Annotated in this window: 20 protein-coding genes; 9 read left to right on the forward strand and 11 right to left on the reverse strand. The window is 45.2% G+C overall.

Annotated elements, in window-relative coordinates:
• Window positions 1–24: 24 nt before the first annotated feature.
• The gene (locus AAFP14_RS01330) at window positions 25–237 is read left to right on the forward strand and encodes an Hfq-related RNA-binding protein (protein WP_341730535.1); all 213 of its coding nucleotides are present in this window, start codon (window positions 25–27) and stop codon (window positions 235–237) included.
• A 293-nt stretch (window positions 238–530) separates the two neighbouring features.
• Here the strand turns inward: AAFP14_RS01330 and AAFP14_RS01335 are convergent, their stop codons facing one another.
• Together AAFP14_RS01335 and AAFP14_RS01340 are read right to left on the reverse strand one after the other, a co-directional pair.
• Entirely contained in the window at window positions 531–2,846 is a 2,316-nt protein-coding gene (locus tag AAFP14_RS01335; RefSeq protein WP_341730536.1) for a cation:proton antiporter, read from the reverse strand.
• A gap of 735 nt (window positions 2,847–3,581) precedes the next feature.
• On the reverse strand, window positions 3,582–3,734 hold the full coding sequence (locus AAFP14_RS01340) for a hypothetical protein (protein ID WP_341730537.1): 153 nt from the start codon (window positions 3,732–3,734) through the stop codon (window positions 3,582–3,584).
• 159 nt (window positions 3,735–3,893) lie between these two features.
• Between AAFP14_RS01340 and AAFP14_RS01345 the strand changes: the two genes are divergently transcribed.
• Both AAFP14_RS01345 and AAFP14_RS01350 read left to right on the forward strand, forming a co-directional pair.
• Window positions 3,894–4,745 (forward strand): M23 family metallopeptidase, encoded by an 852-nt coding sequence (locus tag AAFP14_RS01345; RefSeq protein ID WP_341730538.1) that lies wholly within the window; start codon window positions 3,894–3,896, stop codon window positions 4,743–4,745.
• Between the two features lie 211 nt (window positions 4,746–4,956).
• A complete protein-coding gene (locus tag AAFP14_RS01350; RefSeq protein ID WP_341730539.1) occupies window positions 4,957–5,496 on the forward strand; it encodes a late competence development ComFB family protein in 540 nt (179 codons plus the stop codon).
• 98 nt (window positions 5,497–5,594) lie between these two features.
• Here AAFP14_RS01350 and psb29 read toward each other — a convergent pair whose 3' ends face one another.
• Window positions 5,595–6,314, reverse strand: a complete 720-nt coding sequence (gene psb29, locus AAFP14_RS01355; protein ID WP_341730749.1) for a photosystem II biogenesis protein Psp29 — start codon at window positions 6,312–6,314, stop codon at window positions 5,595–5,597.
• Between the two features lie 414 nt (window positions 6,315–6,728).
• Between psb29 and AAFP14_RS01360 the strand changes: the two genes are divergently transcribed.
• A complete protein-coding gene (locus AAFP14_RS01360; protein ID WP_341730540.1) occupies window positions 6,729–7,349 on the forward strand; it encodes a chromophore lyase CpcT/CpeT in 621 nt (206 codons plus the stop codon).
• A gap of 151 nt (window positions 7,350–7,500) precedes the next feature.
• Here AAFP14_RS01360 and AAFP14_RS01365 read toward each other — a convergent pair whose 3' ends face one another.
• Together AAFP14_RS01365 and hemF are read right to left on the reverse strand one after the other, a co-directional pair.
• The gene (locus tag AAFP14_RS01365; RefSeq protein ID WP_006631392.1) at window positions 7,501–7,863 is read right to left on the reverse strand and encodes an STAS domain-containing protein; all 363 of its coding nucleotides are present in this window, start codon (window positions 7,861–7,863) and stop codon (window positions 7,501–7,503) included.
• Between the two features lie 81 nt (window positions 7,864–7,944).
• A complete protein-coding gene (gene hemF, locus AAFP14_RS01370) occupies window positions 7,945–8,964 on the reverse strand; it encodes an oxygen-dependent coproporphyrinogen oxidase (RefSeq protein ID WP_341730541.1) in 1,020 nt (339 codons plus the stop codon).
• Window positions 8,965–9,247: 283 nt separating this feature from the next.
• On the opposite strand from hemF, the gene AAFP14_RS01375 reads away from it, so the two are divergent.
• The 4 genes from AAFP14_RS01375 to AAFP14_RS01390 all read left to right on the forward strand — a co-directional run bounded on the left by AAFP14_RS01375 (window position 9,248) and on the right by AAFP14_RS01390 (window position 13,365).
• Entirely contained in the window at window positions 9,248–10,318 is a 1,071-nt protein-coding gene (locus tag AAFP14_RS01375; protein ID WP_341730542.1) for an Mrp/NBP35 family ATP-binding protein, read from the forward strand.
• A 295-nt stretch (window positions 10,319–10,613) separates the two neighbouring features.
• Window positions 10,614–10,805, forward strand: a complete 192-nt coding sequence (locus AAFP14_RS01380; protein ID WP_293271046.1) for an NAD(P)H dehydrogenase subunit NdhS — start codon at window positions 10,614–10,616, stop codon at window positions 10,803–10,805.
• Window positions 10,806–11,120: 315 nt separating this feature from the next.
• Complete coding sequence (locus AAFP14_RS01385; RefSeq protein ID WP_341730750.1) at window positions 11,121–11,789, forward strand: HAS-barrel domain-containing protein; 669 nt, start codon at window positions 11,121–11,123, stop codon at window positions 11,787–11,789.
• A gap of 115 nt (window positions 11,790–11,904) precedes the next feature.
• The gene (locus AAFP14_RS01390) at window positions 11,905–13,365 is read left to right on the forward strand and encodes a protein kinase domain-containing protein (RefSeq protein WP_341730543.1); all 1,461 of its coding nucleotides are present in this window, start codon (window positions 11,905–11,907) and stop codon (window positions 13,363–13,365) included.
• Between the two features lie 319 nt (window positions 13,366–13,684).
• Here AAFP14_RS01390 and AAFP14_RS01395 read toward each other — a convergent pair whose 3' ends face one another.
• The 6 genes from AAFP14_RS01395 to AAFP14_RS01420 all read right to left on the reverse strand — a co-directional run bounded on the left by AAFP14_RS01395 (window position 13,685) and on the right by AAFP14_RS01420 (window position 18,096).
• The gene (locus tag AAFP14_RS01395; protein ID WP_096830256.1) at window positions 13,685–13,888 is read right to left on the reverse strand and encodes a hypothetical protein; all 204 of its coding nucleotides are present in this window, start codon (window positions 13,886–13,888) and stop codon (window positions 13,685–13,687) included.
• On the reverse strand, window positions 13,885–14,229 hold the full coding sequence (locus AAFP14_RS01400) for a hypothetical protein (protein WP_341730544.1): 345 nt from the start codon (window positions 14,227–14,229) through the stop codon (window positions 13,885–13,887). The genes AAFP14_RS01395 and AAFP14_RS01400 overlap by 4 nt, the downstream gene beginning before the upstream one ends.
• Before the next feature lie 165 nt (window positions 14,230–14,394).
• Window positions 14,395–14,784 carry a hypothetical protein gene (locus AAFP14_RS01405; RefSeq protein ID WP_341730545.1) on the reverse strand — a complete coding sequence of 130 codons (390 nt, stop codon included), beginning with the start codon at window positions 14,782–14,784 and terminating at the stop codon, window positions 14,395–14,397.
• Window positions 14,763–15,146: a DNA-binding protein gene (locus AAFP14_RS01410; protein ID WP_341730546.1), complete on the reverse strand. Its 384-nt coding sequence runs from the start codon at window positions 15,144–15,146 to the stop codon at window positions 14,763–14,765. The genes AAFP14_RS01405 and AAFP14_RS01410 overlap by 22 nt, the downstream gene beginning before the upstream one ends.
• 78 nt (window positions 15,147–15,224) lie before the next feature.
• The gene (locus AAFP14_RS01415; protein ID WP_341730547.1) at window positions 15,225–17,201 is read right to left on the reverse strand and encodes a tetratricopeptide repeat protein; all 1,977 of its coding nucleotides are present in this window, start codon (window positions 17,199–17,201) and stop codon (window positions 15,225–15,227) included.
• A gap of 361 nt (window positions 17,202–17,562) precedes the next feature.
• Complete coding sequence (locus tag AAFP14_RS01420) at window positions 17,563–18,096, reverse strand: COP23 domain-containing protein (protein ID WP_341730548.1); 534 nt, start codon at window positions 18,094–18,096, stop codon at window positions 17,563–17,565.
• Between the two features lie 116 nt (window positions 18,097–18,212).
• On the opposite strand from AAFP14_RS01420, the gene AAFP14_RS01425 reads away from it, so the two are divergent.
• On the forward strand, window positions 18,213–18,515 hold the full coding sequence (locus tag AAFP14_RS01425; RefSeq protein ID WP_341730549.1) for a Rieske (2Fe-2S) protein: 303 nt from the start codon (window positions 18,213–18,215) through the stop codon (window positions 18,513–18,515).
• The last annotated feature ends 116 nt before the right edge of the window (window positions 18,516–18,631 follow it).

Here is an 18,631-nt window from a genome sequence, read left to right on the forward strand (position 1 = left end):
TGACCAAATAACCCATTTCCTAGTATGTCTGAATTTGAGACCGGATTGCCCAGCGTTCGCCTAATACAAAGCTACATCAAAGACAAACAACAGATAGAACTAAAACTCGTGACCAACGACGTGCTAGTGGGTAAAATTTTTTGGCAAGACAATAACTGTATTTGCGTCCTTGATGACTCAGAAAAACAAATTCTAGTTTCGCGGCAAGCCATTGCTTATATCAAGTCCAGCGGGTGAGAGGAGGAGGAGAGATGGGGGGAGTGGGAGATGGGCAGGGCTGTTTCATTCTCAAACAAATCATCGTTTTGTAGGGGTAGTGGATGGTGCGTGCCTACCCTCCTCATCCACGATTTTGTAAGTGTTTCAGGCATCAGGGCAACCACGGGGGGATTGCCCCTACAAGAGAATGAAACAGCCCTGGGGAGATGGGGGGAGGGGGAGAGGGGAAGAGTGGGAGAGTGGGAGAGTGGGAGAATTATCCCAATTCCCAATTCCCAATTCCCAATTCCCAATTCCCAATTCCCAATTCCCTAATCACTAAACAGCTTTTCGCTAACTTGAGCGGTGACAAAAGGCAGTTTGACCACAGGTGGCTGAACCACAGGTGCAGCAGTTCGCTGCATCAAGCCGATTTCGTAGAAGCCTCCGCACAACAACAAACGATCGCCCTCTTGCAAATCCGTACTACCATCAGGCCAGCGACTAAATTTCCCTTCCCGTCGGATGGCGCGTACCTCCACCCCGTACTGAGTCAGCAACTCCACCTCAGATAGTTTTTTGCCCGCCCAAGGACTGTTTGCTGGCAATCTCAGCCACTGACAAGAACTATCGCCCTGCGGCACAGCAGCTTCGCCCTTCGCCAGCAACTCAAAACTCACAAGCTCTTCCGGTTCGCCAACTACCAAAAGGCGATCGCCAGACTCCAAAGCAGTCTTACCATTAGGATAGTCAATTTCTTCGCCATCTTGACGGACGATCGCCATGACACTGACCCCTGTCAACTGCCGCAAGTTAGTTTCCTCCAGAGTCATGCTAGCAATGGGAGAACCTTCCGGGAGATTGTACCAACCACTGTTCATATCTCGAACCGCCACTTGCAAATCCCGCGAAATAGCAGCATTTCCTCGTGAGGCTCGGAATTCCAGATAGCGACTGCTGCGAATTTGCTGGACTTCCCGGCTAATAGCAATGGCTGACAAACCAATACCAGACAACAGATGAGACGAAAGCTCCAAACTAGCCTCAAACTCCGGCTGCACAACTTCCCAAGCCCCCAGTTGGTAGAGCAATTCGATATCTTTATCTTTGTTTGCTCGCACCACAATATCTAAATCAGGGACTAATTCTAAAGCTCGCTTGAGACACAAACGAGTGCTCATCGGATCTGGAAGCGTCACCGCCATTGCTCTTGCCCGTTCCACCCCCGCAGCTTCCAAGACGTGCAAGCTAGCAGCATTACCATAAATATAGGGAATTCCCTGGAGTCTACACTCTTGAATTCTACTTTCCGACTCATCAATTACCACCACCGAACAGTTGCGACTTTGCAGCATTTTGACTAAATTCCTACCAACTCGCCCGTAGCCACAAATCACAATATGATTTTGTTCCGGCAAAGTTTCAGCTATTTCCACAGGTTGAGATGTGGCATCAAAATAGCGCTGCAAAGGCCCGAAGTTTTCCGCCCACTTCAACAACTGTGGCACGCTTCTCAATACGAACGGTGTCAGCACCAAAGTAACTGCCGTTGTTCCCAAAATTAATAGGTAAACATTTCGTGAAACCAGTCCCAAGGCTTGACCAGAACTGGCAAGCACAAAGGAGAATTCTCCAATTTGAGCTAAACCCAAACCAGCGATTAATGCTGTTTTTAGTGGATAGCCAAACAGTCGGACGATCGGCGTTACGATCGAGAATTTGCCGACAAATACTAAAAATACCAATCCCAGGATTAACTCTAGATGGTTCCAGAGAAACCACGGGTCAATTAACATTCCGATGGTCACAAAAAATAGGGATGCAAAAATATCTCGCAAAGGCTCGACATAAGTTAGAGTTTGGTCAGCATATTCCACCTCAGAAATCATTAAACCCGCCACAAAAGCTCCCATTTCAATGGAAAAACCCAAATATTCAGTCAGCAGCGCAATCCCCAAAGCCAAAACCACAACTCCCAGCAAAAACAGTTCCCGACTCTCTGTTTTAGCCAGGTAGCGCAGCAAGCGAGGAATCACCCAAATGCCCGCAACCACAGCGCCCGCAGCAAATAAACTAATTCGCAGCAAAGCCAGGCCCACAGTGATCCCAATAGTTTCGATAGGCTGGTTGAGCGCCGGCAAAACTGCTAGCATTAGACCCAAGGCTAAATCTTGAACCACCAATATTCCCAGCATTACTTGACCGTGGGAAGTACCAGCTTCATTCCGTTCCATCAAGCACTTCAGTACCACTGCTGTGGAGGAGAGGGACAGAATCGCCCCTAAAAACACACCTTGGGCTGGTGAGTCTACCCAGCCTACAGCCAAGGATGTGAAAGTAGTAATGGCGATGGTGAGGACAATTTGTAAAGTCCCACCGCCGAGACTAATTGCTTTAACTTTCTGTAGTTCGGCGAAGGAAAATTCTACTCCCAACGCAAACAACAAAAAAGCAACGCCGAATTCAGCCAAAGTCTCTACCTGAATTAATTCTTTAATCAGCCCTAAACCTGCCGGCCCCACTACCATCCCTCCGAGGAGATAGCCCAGAATTACCGGCTGTCGCAAAAGCGATGCGAACAATCCTCCTGCTGCGGCAGCAGCGAGAACTAGAACTAAGTCAACGATCAGTCGGAAGTCTTCTTGCACAACTTATATGAAAAAAGTGTAAAGTTATATTATAGTTTGGGAATTGGGAATTGGGAATTAGTAATTGGGAATTAGTCCTCGTGCGAGAATTCAGAAATCGGATTTTTGATTAATATCGTGTTGAACACCCTTGATTATGCGGTAGGGGCGGGTTTTACAAATAATATTTGAGACGAACCAACAATCTGTATAAACCCGCCCACACCCAACCAATAACCCCGATTAACTTGATGGGCGACCCAAAAAATACAGATGAAAAAATGCAGATTTGCGCTCGGACCAGGGCGGGTTTATGATGTTGTTGGTTTCCCCCAGAGATGGTTGGTCAAACCCGCCCCTACGGCTTTCTTGTCTCACAGGGATAGTGTCGGGAAACATTTGATTAATATCCTGTTGAGTACCCTTGATTCTTCGGTAGGGGCGGGTTTTACAAATAATATTTGAGACGAACCAACAATCTGTATAAACCCGCCCACACCCAACCAATAACCCCGATTAACTTGATGGGCGACCCCAAAAATGCAGATGAAAAAATGCAGATTTGCGCTCGGACTAGGGCGGGTTTATGATGTTGTTGATTCCCCCCATAGATGGTTGGTCAAACCCGCCCCTACGGCTTTCTTGTCTCACAGGGATAGTGTCGGGAAATATTTGATTAATATCGTGTTGAATACCCTTGATTATGCGGTAGGGGCGGGTTTTACAAATAATAGTTGAGACGAACCAACAATCTGTTTAAACCCGCCCTGGGTGGTTGAGGTTGTGGAGTTGGCTGCTGTCGTGTAAGTTGTTGTCAGTATGTTCGATGTTGTTTGGTTGATGGGTGTCAAGGCCCAGGGATTTCATGAAATCGTCTAACGGGGAGTTGCTGTCAGAGGTATGATTCATGGGTTTGGGGAATGTTTGGTGATTTTCTCTATTTTGCCAAATTATTTTGTATTTTAATGAGTAGTAATTTTTTTTACCTCACCCCAACCCGGACTTTATGAAGGTCCGGGAGTAAGAAATTCACAAAGGATTTGGGATTACTCTATGTTGAGAACAAGCATGAAAAGAGCGAGTTTGAGTGGTGGAATTGTTGCTAGCATTCTCAGTTTGGTATCGCCGGTGCAAGCTTTGCAGGTAGTTGTCACTCCACAAAATCCCCAACTGGGAGATACGCTGTCAGTAATGATTCAGGTAGATGATAGCCCTGGGGCAACTCCAATGGTTTCTCTACAACAGAAAAATTACCCAGCTTTTCCGATGGGTAACAACCGCTTTCGGGCACTGCTACCGACGACGCCACTAGAAAAAGCCGGAACTCGCCAAATCCAAGTCACTGGTGACGGAAAGGTGCAAAACTTGAGCGTACAAGTGCGCGATCGCAATTTTCCGACTCAATCTATCACGCTACCACCAGGGAAAGATAGTGAAGGTACTGATGCTGAATTCGATCGCGTAGATGCGTTTAAAGCACTGGTGACACCCGAAAAGTTTTGGAATGGCCCCCTGTTGCGACCTAATTCTGGCGAAATTACTACTGTTTACGGGGTGCGCCGATACTATAATGGGGTGTTTGCCCAAGACTACTACCATCGAGGTGTTGATTATGCAGGTGCTTATGGTTCTCCTGTCGTCGCACCGGCTGCTGGTCGGGTTTCTCTGGTGGGACGCGAATCTCAAGGGTTTAAAATTCATGGCAATGTAGTTGGTATTGACCACGGTCAAGGGTTAGCCAGTATTTTGATGCACTTGAGTCGCATTGATGTCCAAGAAGGGGATTTCGTGAAGCCTGGTCAAGTTATTGGGGCGCTGGGTTCTACGGGGGCTTCTACAGGTCCTCACCTGCACTGGGGACTGTATGTAAACGGGCAGTCGATCGATCCGGTACCTTGGCGACTTCAAGGAATTGAGTAATAATTTTTCCAGACTTTGATGAATTTACCAGTCATTATGGGGTAAGTTTGTGGCTGGGGCGTGCCGATCGCACTTGTAAGTTAAGTTATAAGTGTTAAGTTAGAATTTTTACAAAAATTCTCAACGACCGGCTCCAAATTCCAATCTCCAGACGCCAGTAATTGCGTCTTCACAAAACTTTATTGATGATGCCGTTGAGCGGGAAGCATATATGAGTATTGAAAAAATTGTTGAACAAGCTTTGCAGGATGGCTATTTAACGCCGTCTATGGAAGCTGAAGTAGGACGAATTTGCAATACGGCTTCCGAATTGTCGATCGAGGAGTATATGGCTCTCGATCGTTTGATGGGAGCTTTATTAACTGGGGAAGTTGTGGTTCTTCCTCGCAAACAGTTCATCAATGTGATGGAAGAGTTGGTGCTTAGTGATGCGATCGCCAGGGTTGCTGAAATTGAGGCCACTAGCGACCAGACTCTTGATGTGGGAGATATTGCGGCTTATGCTTTAAATAGATTGCCGCCTCTTTACGCTACGACTGAAGAAGGAGCTCACTTTCAAAGGGCTAGGGCTAAAGAGCAACTTCATGAATTGATTTCCAAAGAAGTCAACGCAGCGATCGCCCGCAACTTGGACCGGCCAGAACCTGTCAACCCGACAGCTTTGGCTAAGCAGTCTTCTGGAAATGAAGTTATTTCGAGTTTAAGCAATTTGTTGCAGGCGAATGCTACTAATTTTGAGCAACAACCTTAGCCAAATTAGTTGTAATATCAAAATATCCGACCTCTTGAAAAAGTCGGATATCTAAATTCTAGCCTGTTTCACAAAGGCTAGGTTTCTTGCAAAAATCGTTAATTTGTGCTTTCCGTGGAGTCTAGGGATGGGTTAGGACTGGCTTGATTGGCTAGATCTCGTTTTTCCCGTTTTTTCCGTTCTGCTTGGATTACATCTTCGAGCACGATTCGTGCTTGAGCCATTTTTTCCAAGTTGCTGCGGTACAAGTCCAAATCTTTGCTAACTTTGTCTTCGGGTAAATGCAAGGCCGCACAGACTTTTTTGAGTGTATCGTTGAGGGTTGCTTGGTCTTTGACCAAGTTGGGGTCAGCTTTTTCTAACATGGAGAATAAGCCGATCGCGAATAAGCGACTGTACTTAAATTGAGGGTTATTGGCGATCGCCTCTAAACACCCTTGCAAATCTCCTGTATCCTCAAAACTGGTTGAGCGAGCGAACCATGAAAGCAACTCACTACCCGAAAGTCTTTGGGCCAAGCTTTCGAGTCTGTCAGCATCGTGCTTATAGCGATCGGGATCGTCCTCTACAGCTTTGCACAAACCGTTAAAAATTGAATCCTTGTCTTGTTCTGGGACGTATCCCAACATGAATCGATTAAAGGCTGTCACCACACCCAAAGCATAGATTGAGTCGTAGTGAAAATCGGCATTTGCCGAAAGCAAGTGCATTTCTACCATCAACTCTTCCACCACTCGACGGTAAATAGAATTGATCGGCCGAGTGTGAATCGTATAGAAACTTCGCTTAGTATCTGAAACAGTACGGTTCTTGTTCACCTGAGTCTTAATATCTAATAATTTTGCCGTAGCCAGCGTGCTCAGCGGCATGAGTAAAGTCGGGAATTGGAACTGCGTGCGATCGGGCTGACAAAAAGTGCCATTTTTTTTAACATCGGTATCGCCAGTACCGAAGCCAAAACCTGACCGGATAAATCAACTACAGGCGCTGACTTACATATTTTCCTAATTTTCTTAGGGGCTTTTGTACAATTATATCTTAGCTGGAATCGTTAACAAACTTAATATTCTGATTAGTTCAAATTTGCTTTGGGATTGCACAATCAAGTCTTAATGTCAAGCGAAAAGGTCTAATATGTACGATGGCGATCGCCATCAAGGAATTTGATCCCCAGCCGCTAGATTCACCTGCGCGACCAAATCCTCAATCCCCAATCTCCAATCTAGAATCCTATGACACACTCTCCAGAATTAATCGCTTTAGCCCAATACATGGCTGGCGATTTTGACAATCGGGAACAAGCACTTGCCGAGCCGGTATGGTACGTGCATCTGCGTTTTTGGCAAAGACCAGTACCCATTGGTCTATTTTCAGAACCCAGCATTGCACTGTTTGCAGAACAAGCCAACATTTTGGAATTAGACAAACCATACCGTCCCCGCATCGTGCAACTGAGACAGTCACAGACAGCGCCAGGACTTCTAGAAGCTCAGTATTATATGTTCAAAGATATTGAAGCCATCAAAGGAGGTGGTCGCAACCCAGACTTACTAGGAAAAGTAAATCGGGAGGAAATCCAACTCCTTCCAGGCTGTACCCTTTCAGTTGCGGTCGAAAATTTAGGCCCCAACCGTTATCGGTTTCGGGCATCTTTGCCCGTGGGTACTCCATGCTGCTTTGCCTACGGAGGGCAAAATTACCAAGTAGACTTGGGATTTGAAGCCTCCGCCACAGAATTTCTCAGCTATGACAAGGGAATAGACCCCAAAACAGGTAAGGCTATTTGGGGAGCTCTCATGGGCCCTTTTAGATTTGTCAAGCGTCAGGATTTCGCTTCTGAGATATTGCTCTGAAGGAAGAAGGAAGAAGGAAGAAGGAAGAAGGAAGAAAGATTTAGTTAAGGCAAGAACTTACCTTCAGCCTGTTCTTCCACTGCCATGTTCCTGGGAGTCTGGGACTCTCAATCTTCAGACTCCCTTACACCGCAGGCGATGCAAGATGTCCTCAACTGGCGCGAGGCACCCCCTCCAAAGCTTCTTCTTCAGTCTCAAAAATTTCAAACACAGAATCCATCATGGTGACTTCAAACACCAATTTGGCTTCTGGATGAACATTGCAAATCCGAAAACTCCCTTTGACTTTATCCGCATCCCTCATACCAGCTACAAGTGAGGTCAGGCCAGAACTATCAATAAAGTTAACCTGACCAAGATTCACTACAACATGGCGGCTGAGTTTGGAAATACACTCTTGCAACTTGAGGCGGAATTGCCAAGCTGTTGTGATGTCCAGCCGTCCTGTCGGTGCTAAGACGATAACTGTTGTACCGTCTTGAAGCGTGTGGGTTTTTTGATCAATATGAATCACTGACCCTTCCCTCAAAATTATTATCTATCGCGGTGGTTACTTTCCCAGTAGTTTAACTCAGGTCGGTAACTACAGAGGCATCTAATTTGCCCAATCTTGTGGTTTTAAGAATTTGGAGTAAAGTTCGGCTTCTGGAGAGTTGGGTTCTGGCTCAAAACAGTATTCCCAGCGTACCAAAGGTGGCAGGGACATCAGAATCGATTCAGTGCGTCCATTTGTCTGCAAACCAAAGGTCGTGCCGCGATCGTACACTAAGTTAAATTCGACATAGCGACCGCGACGGTATAGCTGAAAATTACGCTCCCGTTCGCCGTAGGGTGTCGAGCGACGCTTTTCAATAATTGGGACATAGGCCGGCAAAAATGCCCTACCGCAGTCCTGGACAAAGGCAAATACCGACTCCCAACTCCGATCTTCGGGCTTGCCGATTTCGTTGCTATAGGCTGCTGCCTTCCCTTTGACATTCTGGTCGCGGTAAAGAGGGCCTTGACCATTTTGGTAGTCAAAAAAGATGCCACCGACACCGCGAGTTTCTTGGCGGTGGGGGAGATAGAAATATTCATCACACCAGAGCTTAAATGCCGGATAATAGGCGGGATGGTGTTTGTCACAAGCTGCTTTCAGAGTGTTGTGAAAATGAGTAGCATCCTCAGCAAAGGGGTAATAAGGAGTCAAATCGATACCACCACCAAACCACCAAATCGGGCCCGCCTCAAAATAGCGGTAATTCAGGTGAACCGTAGGCAAATAGGGATTGCGGGGGTGCAGCACTATCGAAGTGCCAGTGGCATAGAAATCGTGACCAGCCGCCTCTGGGTGCTTGGCCAAAATCAAAGCAGGCAAACTTTCGCCCCAAACTTGGGAAAAATTTACTCCGCCTTGTTCAAACACATCGCCTTCGCGCATGACACGAGAACGTCCACCGCCACCTTCGGAACGCTCCCAAGCATCTTGTTTAAATTTGCCGCTGCCGTCGAGTTGTTCTAGACCTTGACAAATTTCATCTTGTATGGTCTTCATAAATTCACTGACTCTAGCTCTGGAGTCAGTGGGTGGCAAAAACGGGGAAGTCGCTGTTTTAAGAGTTGTAGAAACTGTCATCCGATTTTAGATTGAAGAATTTAAGAATTTAAGAATTGAAGAATCGCGACCACGGCTCAATTCGGCGATTGTGACCAAATTGCTTTGAGTCGTAGAAATTCTTGCCGATCGGATGTGAGTTTCAGATTGACCGTGAGTCTCAAATCCTGTCGGCACTGTAATTATGCCACCGTTGGTCGGTAAAAGATCTCTATGAAGTTAGATTAAAAAATGGCAATAAAAATATACTGAAAGATCGATCGCAAATTACAGACCCAATTGCAGAGCTATGGTGGAGAACATAATGCCCAATACACTAGATGTTAGTTCAGTTTTAGAAATCCTGCGACCAGTCCAAGACCCCGAACTCCAAAAGAGTTTGGTGGAATTGAACATGATCCGCAACATCAAAATCGACGGCGGAGTAGTCAGCTTCACCTTGGTGCTAACAACGCCAGCTTGTCCGCTGCGAGAATTTATTGTGGATGATTGCAAAAAAGCGGTCAAACAATTGCCCGGTGTCGAAACAGTAGTTGTGGAGGTGACAGCAGAAACACCGCAGCAAAAGGGAGTAGGCGATCGCCAAGGCATAGAAGGCGTTAAAAATATTATCGCAATTTCCAGTGGCAAAGGCGGAGTCGGCAAAAGTACAGTAGCGGTAAACGTCGCAGTAGCCCTGGCTCAAACCGGTGCTAAAGTCGGTTTGCTAGATGCCGATATCTATGGGCCCAACGACCCGACCATGTTGGGACTCGGTGATGCAAAAGTCATGGTTCAAGAGGGAAAAAGTGGCGAAACCCTTCAACCAGCCTTCAATTATGGCGTCAAATTGGTGTCGATGGCATTTTTAATTGAGAAAGACCAGCCTGTAATTTGGCGAGGCCCCATGTTGAATGGGATTATCCGGCAGTTTCTCTACCAGGTAAATTGGGGCGATTTAGACTATCTGATTGTAGATATGCCTCCGGGTACGGGAGACGCGCAGTTAACGATGGCCCAAGCGGTACCAATGGCCGGTGTGGTGATTGTGACTACGCCACAGACTGTCTCGCTGTTGGACTCCCGCAAAGGGTTAAAGATGTTCCAGCAGTTGGGAGTGTCGGTGTTGGGAATTGTGGAAAATATGAGCTATTTCGTGCCGCCGGATATGCCGGATAAGCAATATGATATTTTCGGTTCTGGTGGCGGGGAAAGGACGGCGGAGGAGTTGGGAGTGCCGCTGTTAGGGCGGATTCCGCTGGAAATTCCGTTGCGGGAAGGTGGCGATTCCGGTGTACCGATTGTGGTGGGACAACCGGGTTCTGCTTCGGCGAGGGAGTTGCGGGCGATCGCGGGTAGGATTGCTGGTAAAGTTTCCGTAGCAGCCTTAGCTTAAATCAGGAGACGGCAATACCTATTGGTGTCAACTTAACGTTCATTCCACAGTCCGACAGGGGTTGAAACCCCTGTCTCAAAGCGAAAGTCCTCTCAAGAGGACTGAAGAACTCATTAGTCCTCTTAAGAGGACTTTCGCTATTAGACAGGGAATTCATTCCCTGGCGGACTCGCGGGCCCACAGACGGGCTTGGCGAGCTGACAGCTTAAGTTGACACCAATGGGCACTGCCGTCTCCAAACTCGATCGCCAAAAAACGGTAAGCTATAAACACCAAACATCACATTCAAAAACTTATGATTTTTCCAGGTTCAGCAGTTCGAGTTAAAGATACCACCGAGATTTACTACGGCTTTCAAGGACTTGTCCAGCGAGTTACAGACGGGAAAGTCGCGGTACTTTTTGAAGGAGGCAATTGGGACAAACTGATCTCATTTCGGCTGTCCCAATTAGAACTTGTGGATGCTACCGCAGGCAGAACCAAATAGTCAGTAGTCATTAGTCAGTAGTCAGTAGTCATTAGTCAGTAGTCAGTAGTCATTAGTCAGTAGTCAGTAGTCAGTAGTCAGTAGTCAGTAGTCATTAGTCATTAGTCATTAGTCATTAGTCATTAGTCGGTATTTGGTTGTCATTAGCTATTATTTATGAGTATTATATCAAACTTACTTCTAATAGCTAACGACCAACCAATTCCCAATTCCCAATTCCCAATTCCCTATTCCCAATTCCCTATTCCCAATTCCCTATTCCCTATTCCCAATTCCCAATTCCCTATTCCCAATTCCCTATTCCCTATTCCCAATATGCGCATAAACCTCCCCCAATTCCCAGAGAAACAGCGTCTAAACGACCATATTGGCGAAATTATTGAAACTGCAACTACAGAATTTTTAGCTCAATGTTTAGATCCAGAAGACTTGAGTTTTCCGGCGATGCCACCTTTTGGGAGTTGGGTGAAAGCTACCGATGAACAGTCGGGAAATCTCGTGATCGCAGTAGTTTATCATGCCACAACTAGCCCGATCGACACGGTGCACAGAGCACGGGCTTTGGGGATGTCGCTGCAAGAGTTGCGGGAGGAACAACCGCAGATTTTTGCGATGTTAAAGACTGAGTTTCGAGCGGCAATTGTGGGTTTTGAAACTGCTACTGAAAGCTTGAACGGTTATGGGGCGCAACGGGGAACTATTTATCAGTATATTCCGCCAAGACCGCCGCAAATTCACCAGGCGGTTTATCGCTGCGAACCGGATGAGGTGATTGATTTTAGTGCTCAGTTGGATTTTTTGAGGACGCTGCTGGGAGTTGCTAATGCGCCGGTGGAGGCGCTGACGGCGGCGGCGATTCGGGAGATTTATCAGTTGCGAAAGCGCGATCGATCTTGGTTGGTGGAAGCGGGGAGGAGTTTGAGTGTGTTGTTGAAGGATGATTACGATCGGTTGCGGGTGATTTTGAGTCAGATTCATCCATAATACTCGACAAAATCGAGATAGTCTGAAGCTAGCTGTTATACATGACAGGTTTCCCAAACTAAACTACACTATCAATAGTTCAGCCCGCACACTACTGCTACCCAACATAAATCTTATGCAAGGACCAATACTCGCAGGACGCTACCACATCATAAAACACTTGGGAGGCGGTAGCTTCGGTCAGACTTACCTGGCTGAAGATAAAAAGCGATCGGGTAATTTTCGGTGTGTCGTCAAGCAACTTAAGCCAGAGTCTACAGATCCGCAAACTCTAGAGATAGCTAGACGTTTATTTACAACAGAAACAGAAAGCCTCCACAACCTAGGAACTCATCGTCAGATTCCTGAACTTTTAGATCATTTTGAGGAAAATCAGGAATTTTATTTAGTTCAAGAGTTGATTGAGGGGAGAGATTTAAGTAAAGAAATTACTCCTGGCCAGCGGCTTAGTGAATTGCAAGTTATGGCTATTTTGCAGGAAATCTTAGAAATATTAGTATTTGTTCAGCAGCACAAAGTCATCCACCGGGATATTAAACCTACTAATTTAATGAGGCGCAATTCCGATCGCAAAATATTCTTAATTGACTTTGGGGCTGTTAAACGAATTAGCACTCACATAGTTAACACCACAGGGTCAAATCCGCCGACTATTGGCATCGGCACAAATGGCTATATGCCAGCAGAACAAAATAACGGACATCCTAACTTTGGCAGCGATATCTATGCTGTGGGAATGACTGGGATTGAATGGCTGACGGGGATACTTCCTCACGAATTACCAAAGGATGCTAATGGTGAAATTGTTTGGCGCGATCGCGTCCAAGTTAGCGATGGTTTTGCTAATATTTTAAACAAAATGGTGCGCTATCATTTTCGCGATCGCTACCAGTCAGCGGCAGAGGTGTTGCAAGCTTTAAACAGTTTGAGACGAATTCCACCATCTTCTACTGTAGTATCATCTCCTAACTTATTGACATTAATGAGTAACTGGACGCGAGATCATATAATTGGTTTGCTTGGGGTTAGTTTGGCTGCTATATTTGGTGTAGCAGCATTCTTTACACCAGAAATTAGAAAGATGCTGGGATTGGAGGGTGCGGACAATTTGGCAAATTATGACAATACAGTCCAAGGCATTAAAATCAAATATCCCGATAATTGGACTAAACAAGAAGAGTCTAACGCCGTTACCCAAGAGGTAGTTAAATTTATTTCACCGAAAGAAGGCGATGCTGATAAATTTCTAGAACGGCTGATTGTGACAGTCGAATCTACGACAAATAATAAAACCCTTGATGAATATACGAAGTTATCTAAACAAGAAATCCTGAATTTAGATAAAAATGCTAAGATAGCTGAAGAGAGTGAATCGACTTTGGCAGGCAAAAGCGGGTATAGAGTTGTTTATACAACCAAAGAAGGAAATCAAGAGTTCAAAAAGTTGAATGTTTGGACGATGAAAAATGATCAGGCTTATTTGATTACCTATGAGGCGGAAGCGGGGAAGTACGAGCAGTTTTTGCCCGTTGTTGAGAAAATGATTAAGTCGCTGGAAGTTCAAGACACGAAATAAATTTATTGAGGCAGTTGTCAGATTATGGTGACAGTATCAATCAAATAAGATCCCCCTAAATCCCCCTTAAAAAGGGGGACTTTGAACCGTCTTGTCCCCCCCTTTTTAAGGGGGGTTAGGGGGGATCTCCGGGTTTAATTGCTAAAGCCATAGAAAAACACCGCAAATTAGGGGAATCAATTAGCATTTGGCAAGATGGCAAAGTAATTACTTTAACTGCCGATCAAATTCCTCCACTGAAATTAGATAATGATAGTTAATCCTTATTTTCCCATCAAATGAGGAACAGATATTTTAGTCAAAAGGTTTGGGCAATTATTTAGGATTCGGCTACTTTTTCTGGTACTCGCCGATATTTACCATCTAAACGTTCTTGTCGCTGACGGCGGTTGTCAGCTTCTAACATTGCGAGCACTTCATCTAATTTTAGCGTCCAAGCATCAAGCAGGCGACAAGATTCTCGCATCCTAGCAACATTTTGTTGTCTTGTCTCTAAATCGGGTATTCTTGGCTGTTGAGTCATGGCAGATTCCAACTCCTTTTAATTTCTTGAATACTGGCTTCGGAGGCATCAGCGATTGCCTCTCCCTGGTCTATCGTCCTATACAAAAAGTCTAGCACATCGGCTGTTGCTGCTGGTTGAGATTCTGCTACCTGTTGCAAGATTCTGTGCAAGCGGTTGTAGGGAATTCTCAGGCGTTCCTTGACATTATCAATTGCTTCTAACTCAGGCATTGTTTCCTCGGTCTCGCCAAATTGCTGTAATAGGGAATATTCTGTTGCTGTTGCTGTATCCAGGAGTGCGACTAACCGCTGTTGCAATCTAAAAATAGTGCTGATAGTTTGGTCTGGTAATGTTGCCATGAATTTGAATTTGGAGGATGACAAATTATCAGTATAATAGCATTGGCTGGGGCTGGGAAACCGGGTTTTTTACGAAAAATATTCGTGACAGCCGACAGATTAGGTAAAAACCCGGTTTCTTTAATCGCAGTGAGTAAATCCCGATCGTATTCAGATTTAACGCAATCACTCAATCTGATAAATGTAAGCATCGTCAACGTAGATATGATTCACCATGTTGTTTGTGAGCCGCTTCCCTAATAAACTTAAATTCCAATCTTTTTGTAACTTACGCAATCCTTGAATTAATTTGTGTTTGGGACTTACTGCCACAAGATTCATCCAATTTATGTTTAATTCTGGTTGAACTTTGCCAAAAACGGAAATTATCTCTTTGTACGTTTTGAGGGAACCTTCTTTATCAAAAATAGGAGAAGTCAACATTAAACGCCATGTTTCCTTTTCTGGCAAGTATAGCCAGAGTGCTGACTTAACGGAAAGACCAGCTTGATTGAGAGCGTCTATTAATCTTTTACCGTCTTGGATTTCTTGGTCTACCAATGTTGCTGTACCCATTGTAAAACTCCTTGATTGGGATCGGTGATTGCTAAGTAAATAGCGGTGGCTTCTTGTCTAGAATATTTTTGATAACGGCTTTCTTCTGACCAGTCTTTGACTACTAACCAATTATTTGCAAAAGCTGGATCGCTTCGCCTCGCAGTCTCTAAGGTTGGATAAAGTTGAGCAACCTTAACAAGCTTTTCCAAATCGTGAGTATAACTGTCCATTACAGTTTTCTTGTCAGGGAAGTCAAATTTTTGAGTCTGTTTGGCAATGCAAGCTTTTAGCCCGCATTCAATGACATACCCACTCAGATAGTAAGCCCCTGAGTATTGACGGTTTTTGAGCAGGACTTCAACTTCTTTAAGTCGCGTCATGGCAAGGTTTTTTAATTCCCGTCTGTTCACAAGGTTGTCATCCGAATACTTCTCTTCTATACTATCTTTAATTTAATACTAGCGAACTGTCAAAGTGTATCTACCTCTTTCGCCTTTTTTATAAGCATTAACAACTACGACATAGCGGCCGCTGGCGGGTAAAGTGAAGGTGAGGGCTGAATTGGTATTCGATCGGCTGATGTCGTCATTTTCTGCTAGCTTTTTTCCATCCGGGCTAAAGAGTGCGACGAAGGTATCAAAATCAGAGCTTTCTAGGGTAATTGTAACTGATTGACCAGCGCGGCCTACAAACGCATGTTGCTCGTACAGGCTTCCGTCAGAGGGAAGGGCAGAGGATCTACCGGGTATTAATGATCTATTAGCGGTTAGTAATGCGCTGGATCTTTGGGAATTTGTTGCTGTTCTCTGACTTCCCCTAAGATTGTCAAGAGCTATTTTATATTTATCTGTATCACCTTGCTGCTGATATAGGTCTGCTGCTTTTTGATAGTCTTGAATTGCACCCTGCTGGTTTCCTAAACTAGCACGGATAACTCCCCGGTTGTTGTAGGTAGAGGCATTGTTAGGATCAATTCGTAAAGCTTCGTTGAAATCTGCGAGCGCACCCCGCTTGTCTCCTAATTCATCACGGGCAATTCCCCGGTTATTGTATGCTTTGGCATCGTTAGGATCAATTCGTAAAGCTTCGTTGTAATCGGCTATAGCACCCTGGTTGTCTCCTAAATTACGGCGGGCCCAACCTCGGTTGTGGTAGGCTGCGGCCAAGTTAGGATTAATTCGCAAAGCTTGGTTGTAATCAGCAATCCCACCCTGCTTGTCTCCTAAGTCATAGCGGGCACTTGCCCGGTTATAGTAGGCTAGGGCCAAGTTAGGATTAATTCGTAAAGCTTCGTTGTAATCGGCTATAGCACCCTGCTTGTCTTCTAATTCAGAACGGGCATTTCCCCGCTTTCGGTAGATGTCAGCATAGTTAGGAGTAATTCGCAAGATTTGGTCATAATCTGCGATCGCTCCTTTTTTATCTCCTAATGCAGATCGAGCATTTGCCCGATTTTCGTACAATGTTATATCGTTAGGATTAATTCGCAAAGCTTGGTCGTAATCTGCGAGTGCTCCTTTTTTATCTCCCAAAAAAGACCGAATATTGCCTCGCAGATTGTAGGCTTCTACATAATTAGGATTAAGCTGAATTGCTTGATTAAAAGCTTGTATAGCACCCTGATAATCTCTTTTATGAAACTTTTCCCCACCCTGAATAAAGAAATCATCAGCTTTCGGTCCAGTCGCCACAGGTGCACTCGGAACCTTCACCCCTACATCCACTTGAGACGAAGCCAACAATCTCAAACTCGTATTAATCGGAATCCCCAGATTAAAACCAGTCTTAGCAATTTGAATATCCTGATTAATACTGCTAGATTCAGCCGCCCTCGTATCCGCCCTCCCGTGAATTCCCACCACCTCGCCATTCTCATTCAACACCGGCCCACCGCTCATTCCCGGCAGCGTATTGTTACTATAAACCAACGCATAACCATCTTCTAAAGGTCGAGAAGCATTAGCCGTAATCCGTCCATCTGTGAAATTGTAAATCGAAGTATTAATCGCCGCTGAAGTCTTCGGAAATCCTGCCACATAAGCCGCTTTCCCTTCGGTCGCCAAATCCGAGTTGCCAATCTTTGCCACGCTGTAGGTTTGACTGCTGGTAAACTCGACAACGGCTAAGTCAATATTTGGCAGTTTTTTCACACTGCTGTAATTGAGCAAATACCGCTTATCGTCAGGGGTGACAATCTCATATTTAGCTTGAGCATCTTTGAAAACGTGACGGGCTGTGAGCACCGTGTAAGTGTTGCCATTCCGTTTGATAATGATTCCAGAACCTGGATTTTTACTGTCAATCAGGACTGTGATAGATTTAGCGATTTTGCCTACTTCATCAGCAGATATTGCGAAAACTGCGGTTGGTTGGGCGATGACAATAGTTGCAATTGTACCGATTAAGGCGATGGGAATTTTGTTAGAGAAGTTCATTGATTTTAGCTGTTAATGGAAGAGATGAGTTGAGCTTAATTTAATTTGTACTTTCGGAAATCTTGTTGGTATCGAAGTTTCGATCCCCCTAAATCCCCCTTAAGAAGGGGGACTTTGAGTTTTCTTGGGTTTCATCGTTGGTATCCAAGGTTCGATCCCCCTAAATCCCCCTTAAGAAGGGGGACTTTGAGTTTTCTTGGGTTTCTATGGTTTGTATCCAAGGTTCGATCCCCCTAAATCCCCCTTAAGAAGGGGGACTTTGAATGCTCTCTTGTCCCCCCCTTCTTAAGGGGGGCTAGGGGGGATCTCCGGGTTTGAAAACACGCGCTAGGGGAATCGAGTGGCTATAATGAATAGTCACCTAGGGAGAAATAGGAGAAACATTTTCCTCAACAGGTGTCTCCTCCAAATATCTATCCATATCAACAGAACCAGGCCCAGTTTCAGATAGTACATATCCAGATGCCAACCCGCGACGATCCATCAATCTTTGCAAAGTAGCATCAGCATCACTCCCCCGCTTGAGAGTGAATAGCAAAGTCCTATTCGTACAAGCATCGTCTTTGTTAACAGCAGCACATACCACCGGTTCTCCGTTCAGAATTCCAGTGTTAATATATTTGAGAGTACCGTTGTCGTAGTTTCGCTGAAATCTTCGACCTACCTCTTGGCAGCGTTTTTGGGCAGTCCACGGCGGCGGAAAATAGTTGTTAGAAGTCCAGCGGACGAGTGGCACATTCCCCCGTGGGGTGCGAACCAAGGTGACAGGTTGTCTGTTGAGAGTAGCGCAGAAAAAGCTATTATTTCCCGCACGGCTGGGTTGACAAAACAGCGCTGCGGTGCTGGCAGAAACAACTAACCCTGTCAGGAGTCCCGTCAAGATTTTGGATTTCATAAATATAAATTTTTGATATATTCTCTCACAGCTCAGCTACATTTGCAACCTGGAATTTATCCTGATGGTAAAGCCGCAAATCAGTCTGTCATAATTTATTTAAACCAAAAAATCATATGTGGGTAGAAATAACAGCGCTAAATCAGATTCCTGAAAGAGATATTTTGCGAGTAAAAGTTGAGGAGACTTCACTAATTTTAAACCGTCAAGGTGTGAATGTCACTTGTTACCGCAATGCTTGCACTCATTTGGAATATCCGATTGATATGGGTAAGGTAAGCGGCGGTATCATTACTTGTCCGTTTCATAAATATCAGTACAAGTTGGATAGCGGTAAATGTTTGAATGCACCTGCGGATTCTCTCGAATCGTATCCGATCAAGATTGAGGGCGATCGCGTTTTTGTGGAAATAGATTAGCTATATAACGAACCGCGAAGGCGCGAAGAACGCGAAGAACGGAAAGAGAAGAGAGTTTTAGGACTTATTTAGACTCACTATAGAAGAGGGAAGTAAGAAAATGCCACAATAGCAAT

It is taken from the genome of Microcoleus sp. EPA2 (assembly GCA_020882975.1).
In the GTDB taxonomy this organism is placed as follows: Bacteria; Cyanobacteriota; Cyanobacteriia; order Cyanobacteriales; family Microcoleaceae; genus Microcoleus.

Bases quoted from the DNA above. Each gene is read 5' to 3' on its own strand.
- AAFP14_RS01330 (WP_341730535.1), top strand. From the start codon at position 25: ATGTCTGAATTTGAGACCGGATTGCCCAGCGTTCGCCTAATACAAAGC.
- AAFP14_RS01340 (WP_341730537.1), bottom strand. From the start codon at position 3,734: ATGAATCATACCTCTGACAGCAACTCCCCGTTAGACGATTTCATGAAA.
- AAFP14_RS01345 (WP_341730538.1), top strand. From the start codon at position 3,894: ATGAAAAGAGCGAGTTTGAGTGGTGGAATTGTTGCTAGCATTCTCAGT.
- AAFP14_RS01350 (WP_341730539.1), top strand. From the start codon at position 4,957: ATGAGTATTGAAAAAATTGTTGAACAAGCTTTGCAGGATGGCTATTTA.
- AAFP14_RS01360 (WP_341730540.1), top strand. From the start codon at position 6,729: ATGACACACTCTCCAGAATTAATCGCTTTAGCCCAATACATGGCTGGC.
- hemF (WP_341730541.1), bottom strand. From the start codon at position 8,964: ATGACAGTTTCTACAACTCTTAAAACAGCGACTTCCCCGTTTTTGCCA.
- AAFP14_RS01375 (WP_341730542.1), top strand. From the start codon at position 9,248: ATGCCCAATACACTAGATGTTAGTTCAGTTTTAGAAATCCTGCGACCA.
- AAFP14_RS01380 (WP_293271046.1), top strand. From the start codon at position 10,614: ATGATTTTTCCAGGTTCAGCAGTTCGAGTTAAAGATACCACCGAGATT.
- AAFP14_RS01385 (WP_341730750.1), top strand. From the start codon at position 11,121: ATGCGCATAAACCTCCCCCAATTCCCAGAGAAACAGCGTCTAAACGAC.
- AAFP14_RS01390 (WP_341730543.1), top strand. From the start codon at position 11,905: ATGCAAGGACCAATACTCGCAGGACGCTACCACATCATAAAACACTTG.
- AAFP14_RS01395 (WP_096830256.1), bottom strand. From the start codon at position 13,888: ATGACTCAACAGCCAAGAATACCCGATTTAGAGACAAGACAACAAAAT.
- AAFP14_RS01400 (WP_341730544.1), bottom strand. From the start codon at position 14,229: ATGGCAACATTACCAGACCAAACTATCAGCACTATTTTTAGATTGCAA.
- AAFP14_RS01405 (WP_341730545.1), bottom strand. From the start codon at position 14,784: ATGGGTACAGCAACATTGGTAGACCAAGAAATCCAAGACGGTAAAAGA.
- AAFP14_RS01410 (WP_341730546.1), bottom strand. From the start codon at position 15,146: ATGACGCGACTTAAAGAAGTTGAAGTCCTGCTCAAAAACCGTCAATAC.
- AAFP14_RS01415 (WP_341730547.1), bottom strand. From the start codon at position 17,201: ATGAACTTCTCTAACAAAATTCCCATCGCCTTAATCGGTACAATTGCA.
- AAFP14_RS01420 (WP_341730548.1), bottom strand. From the start codon at position 18,096: ATGAAATCCAAAATCTTGACGGGACTCCTGACAGGGTTAGTTGTTTCT.
- AAFP14_RS01425 (WP_341730549.1), top strand. From the start codon at position 18,213: ATGTGGGTAGAAATAACAGCGCTAAATCAGATTCCTGAAAGAGATATT.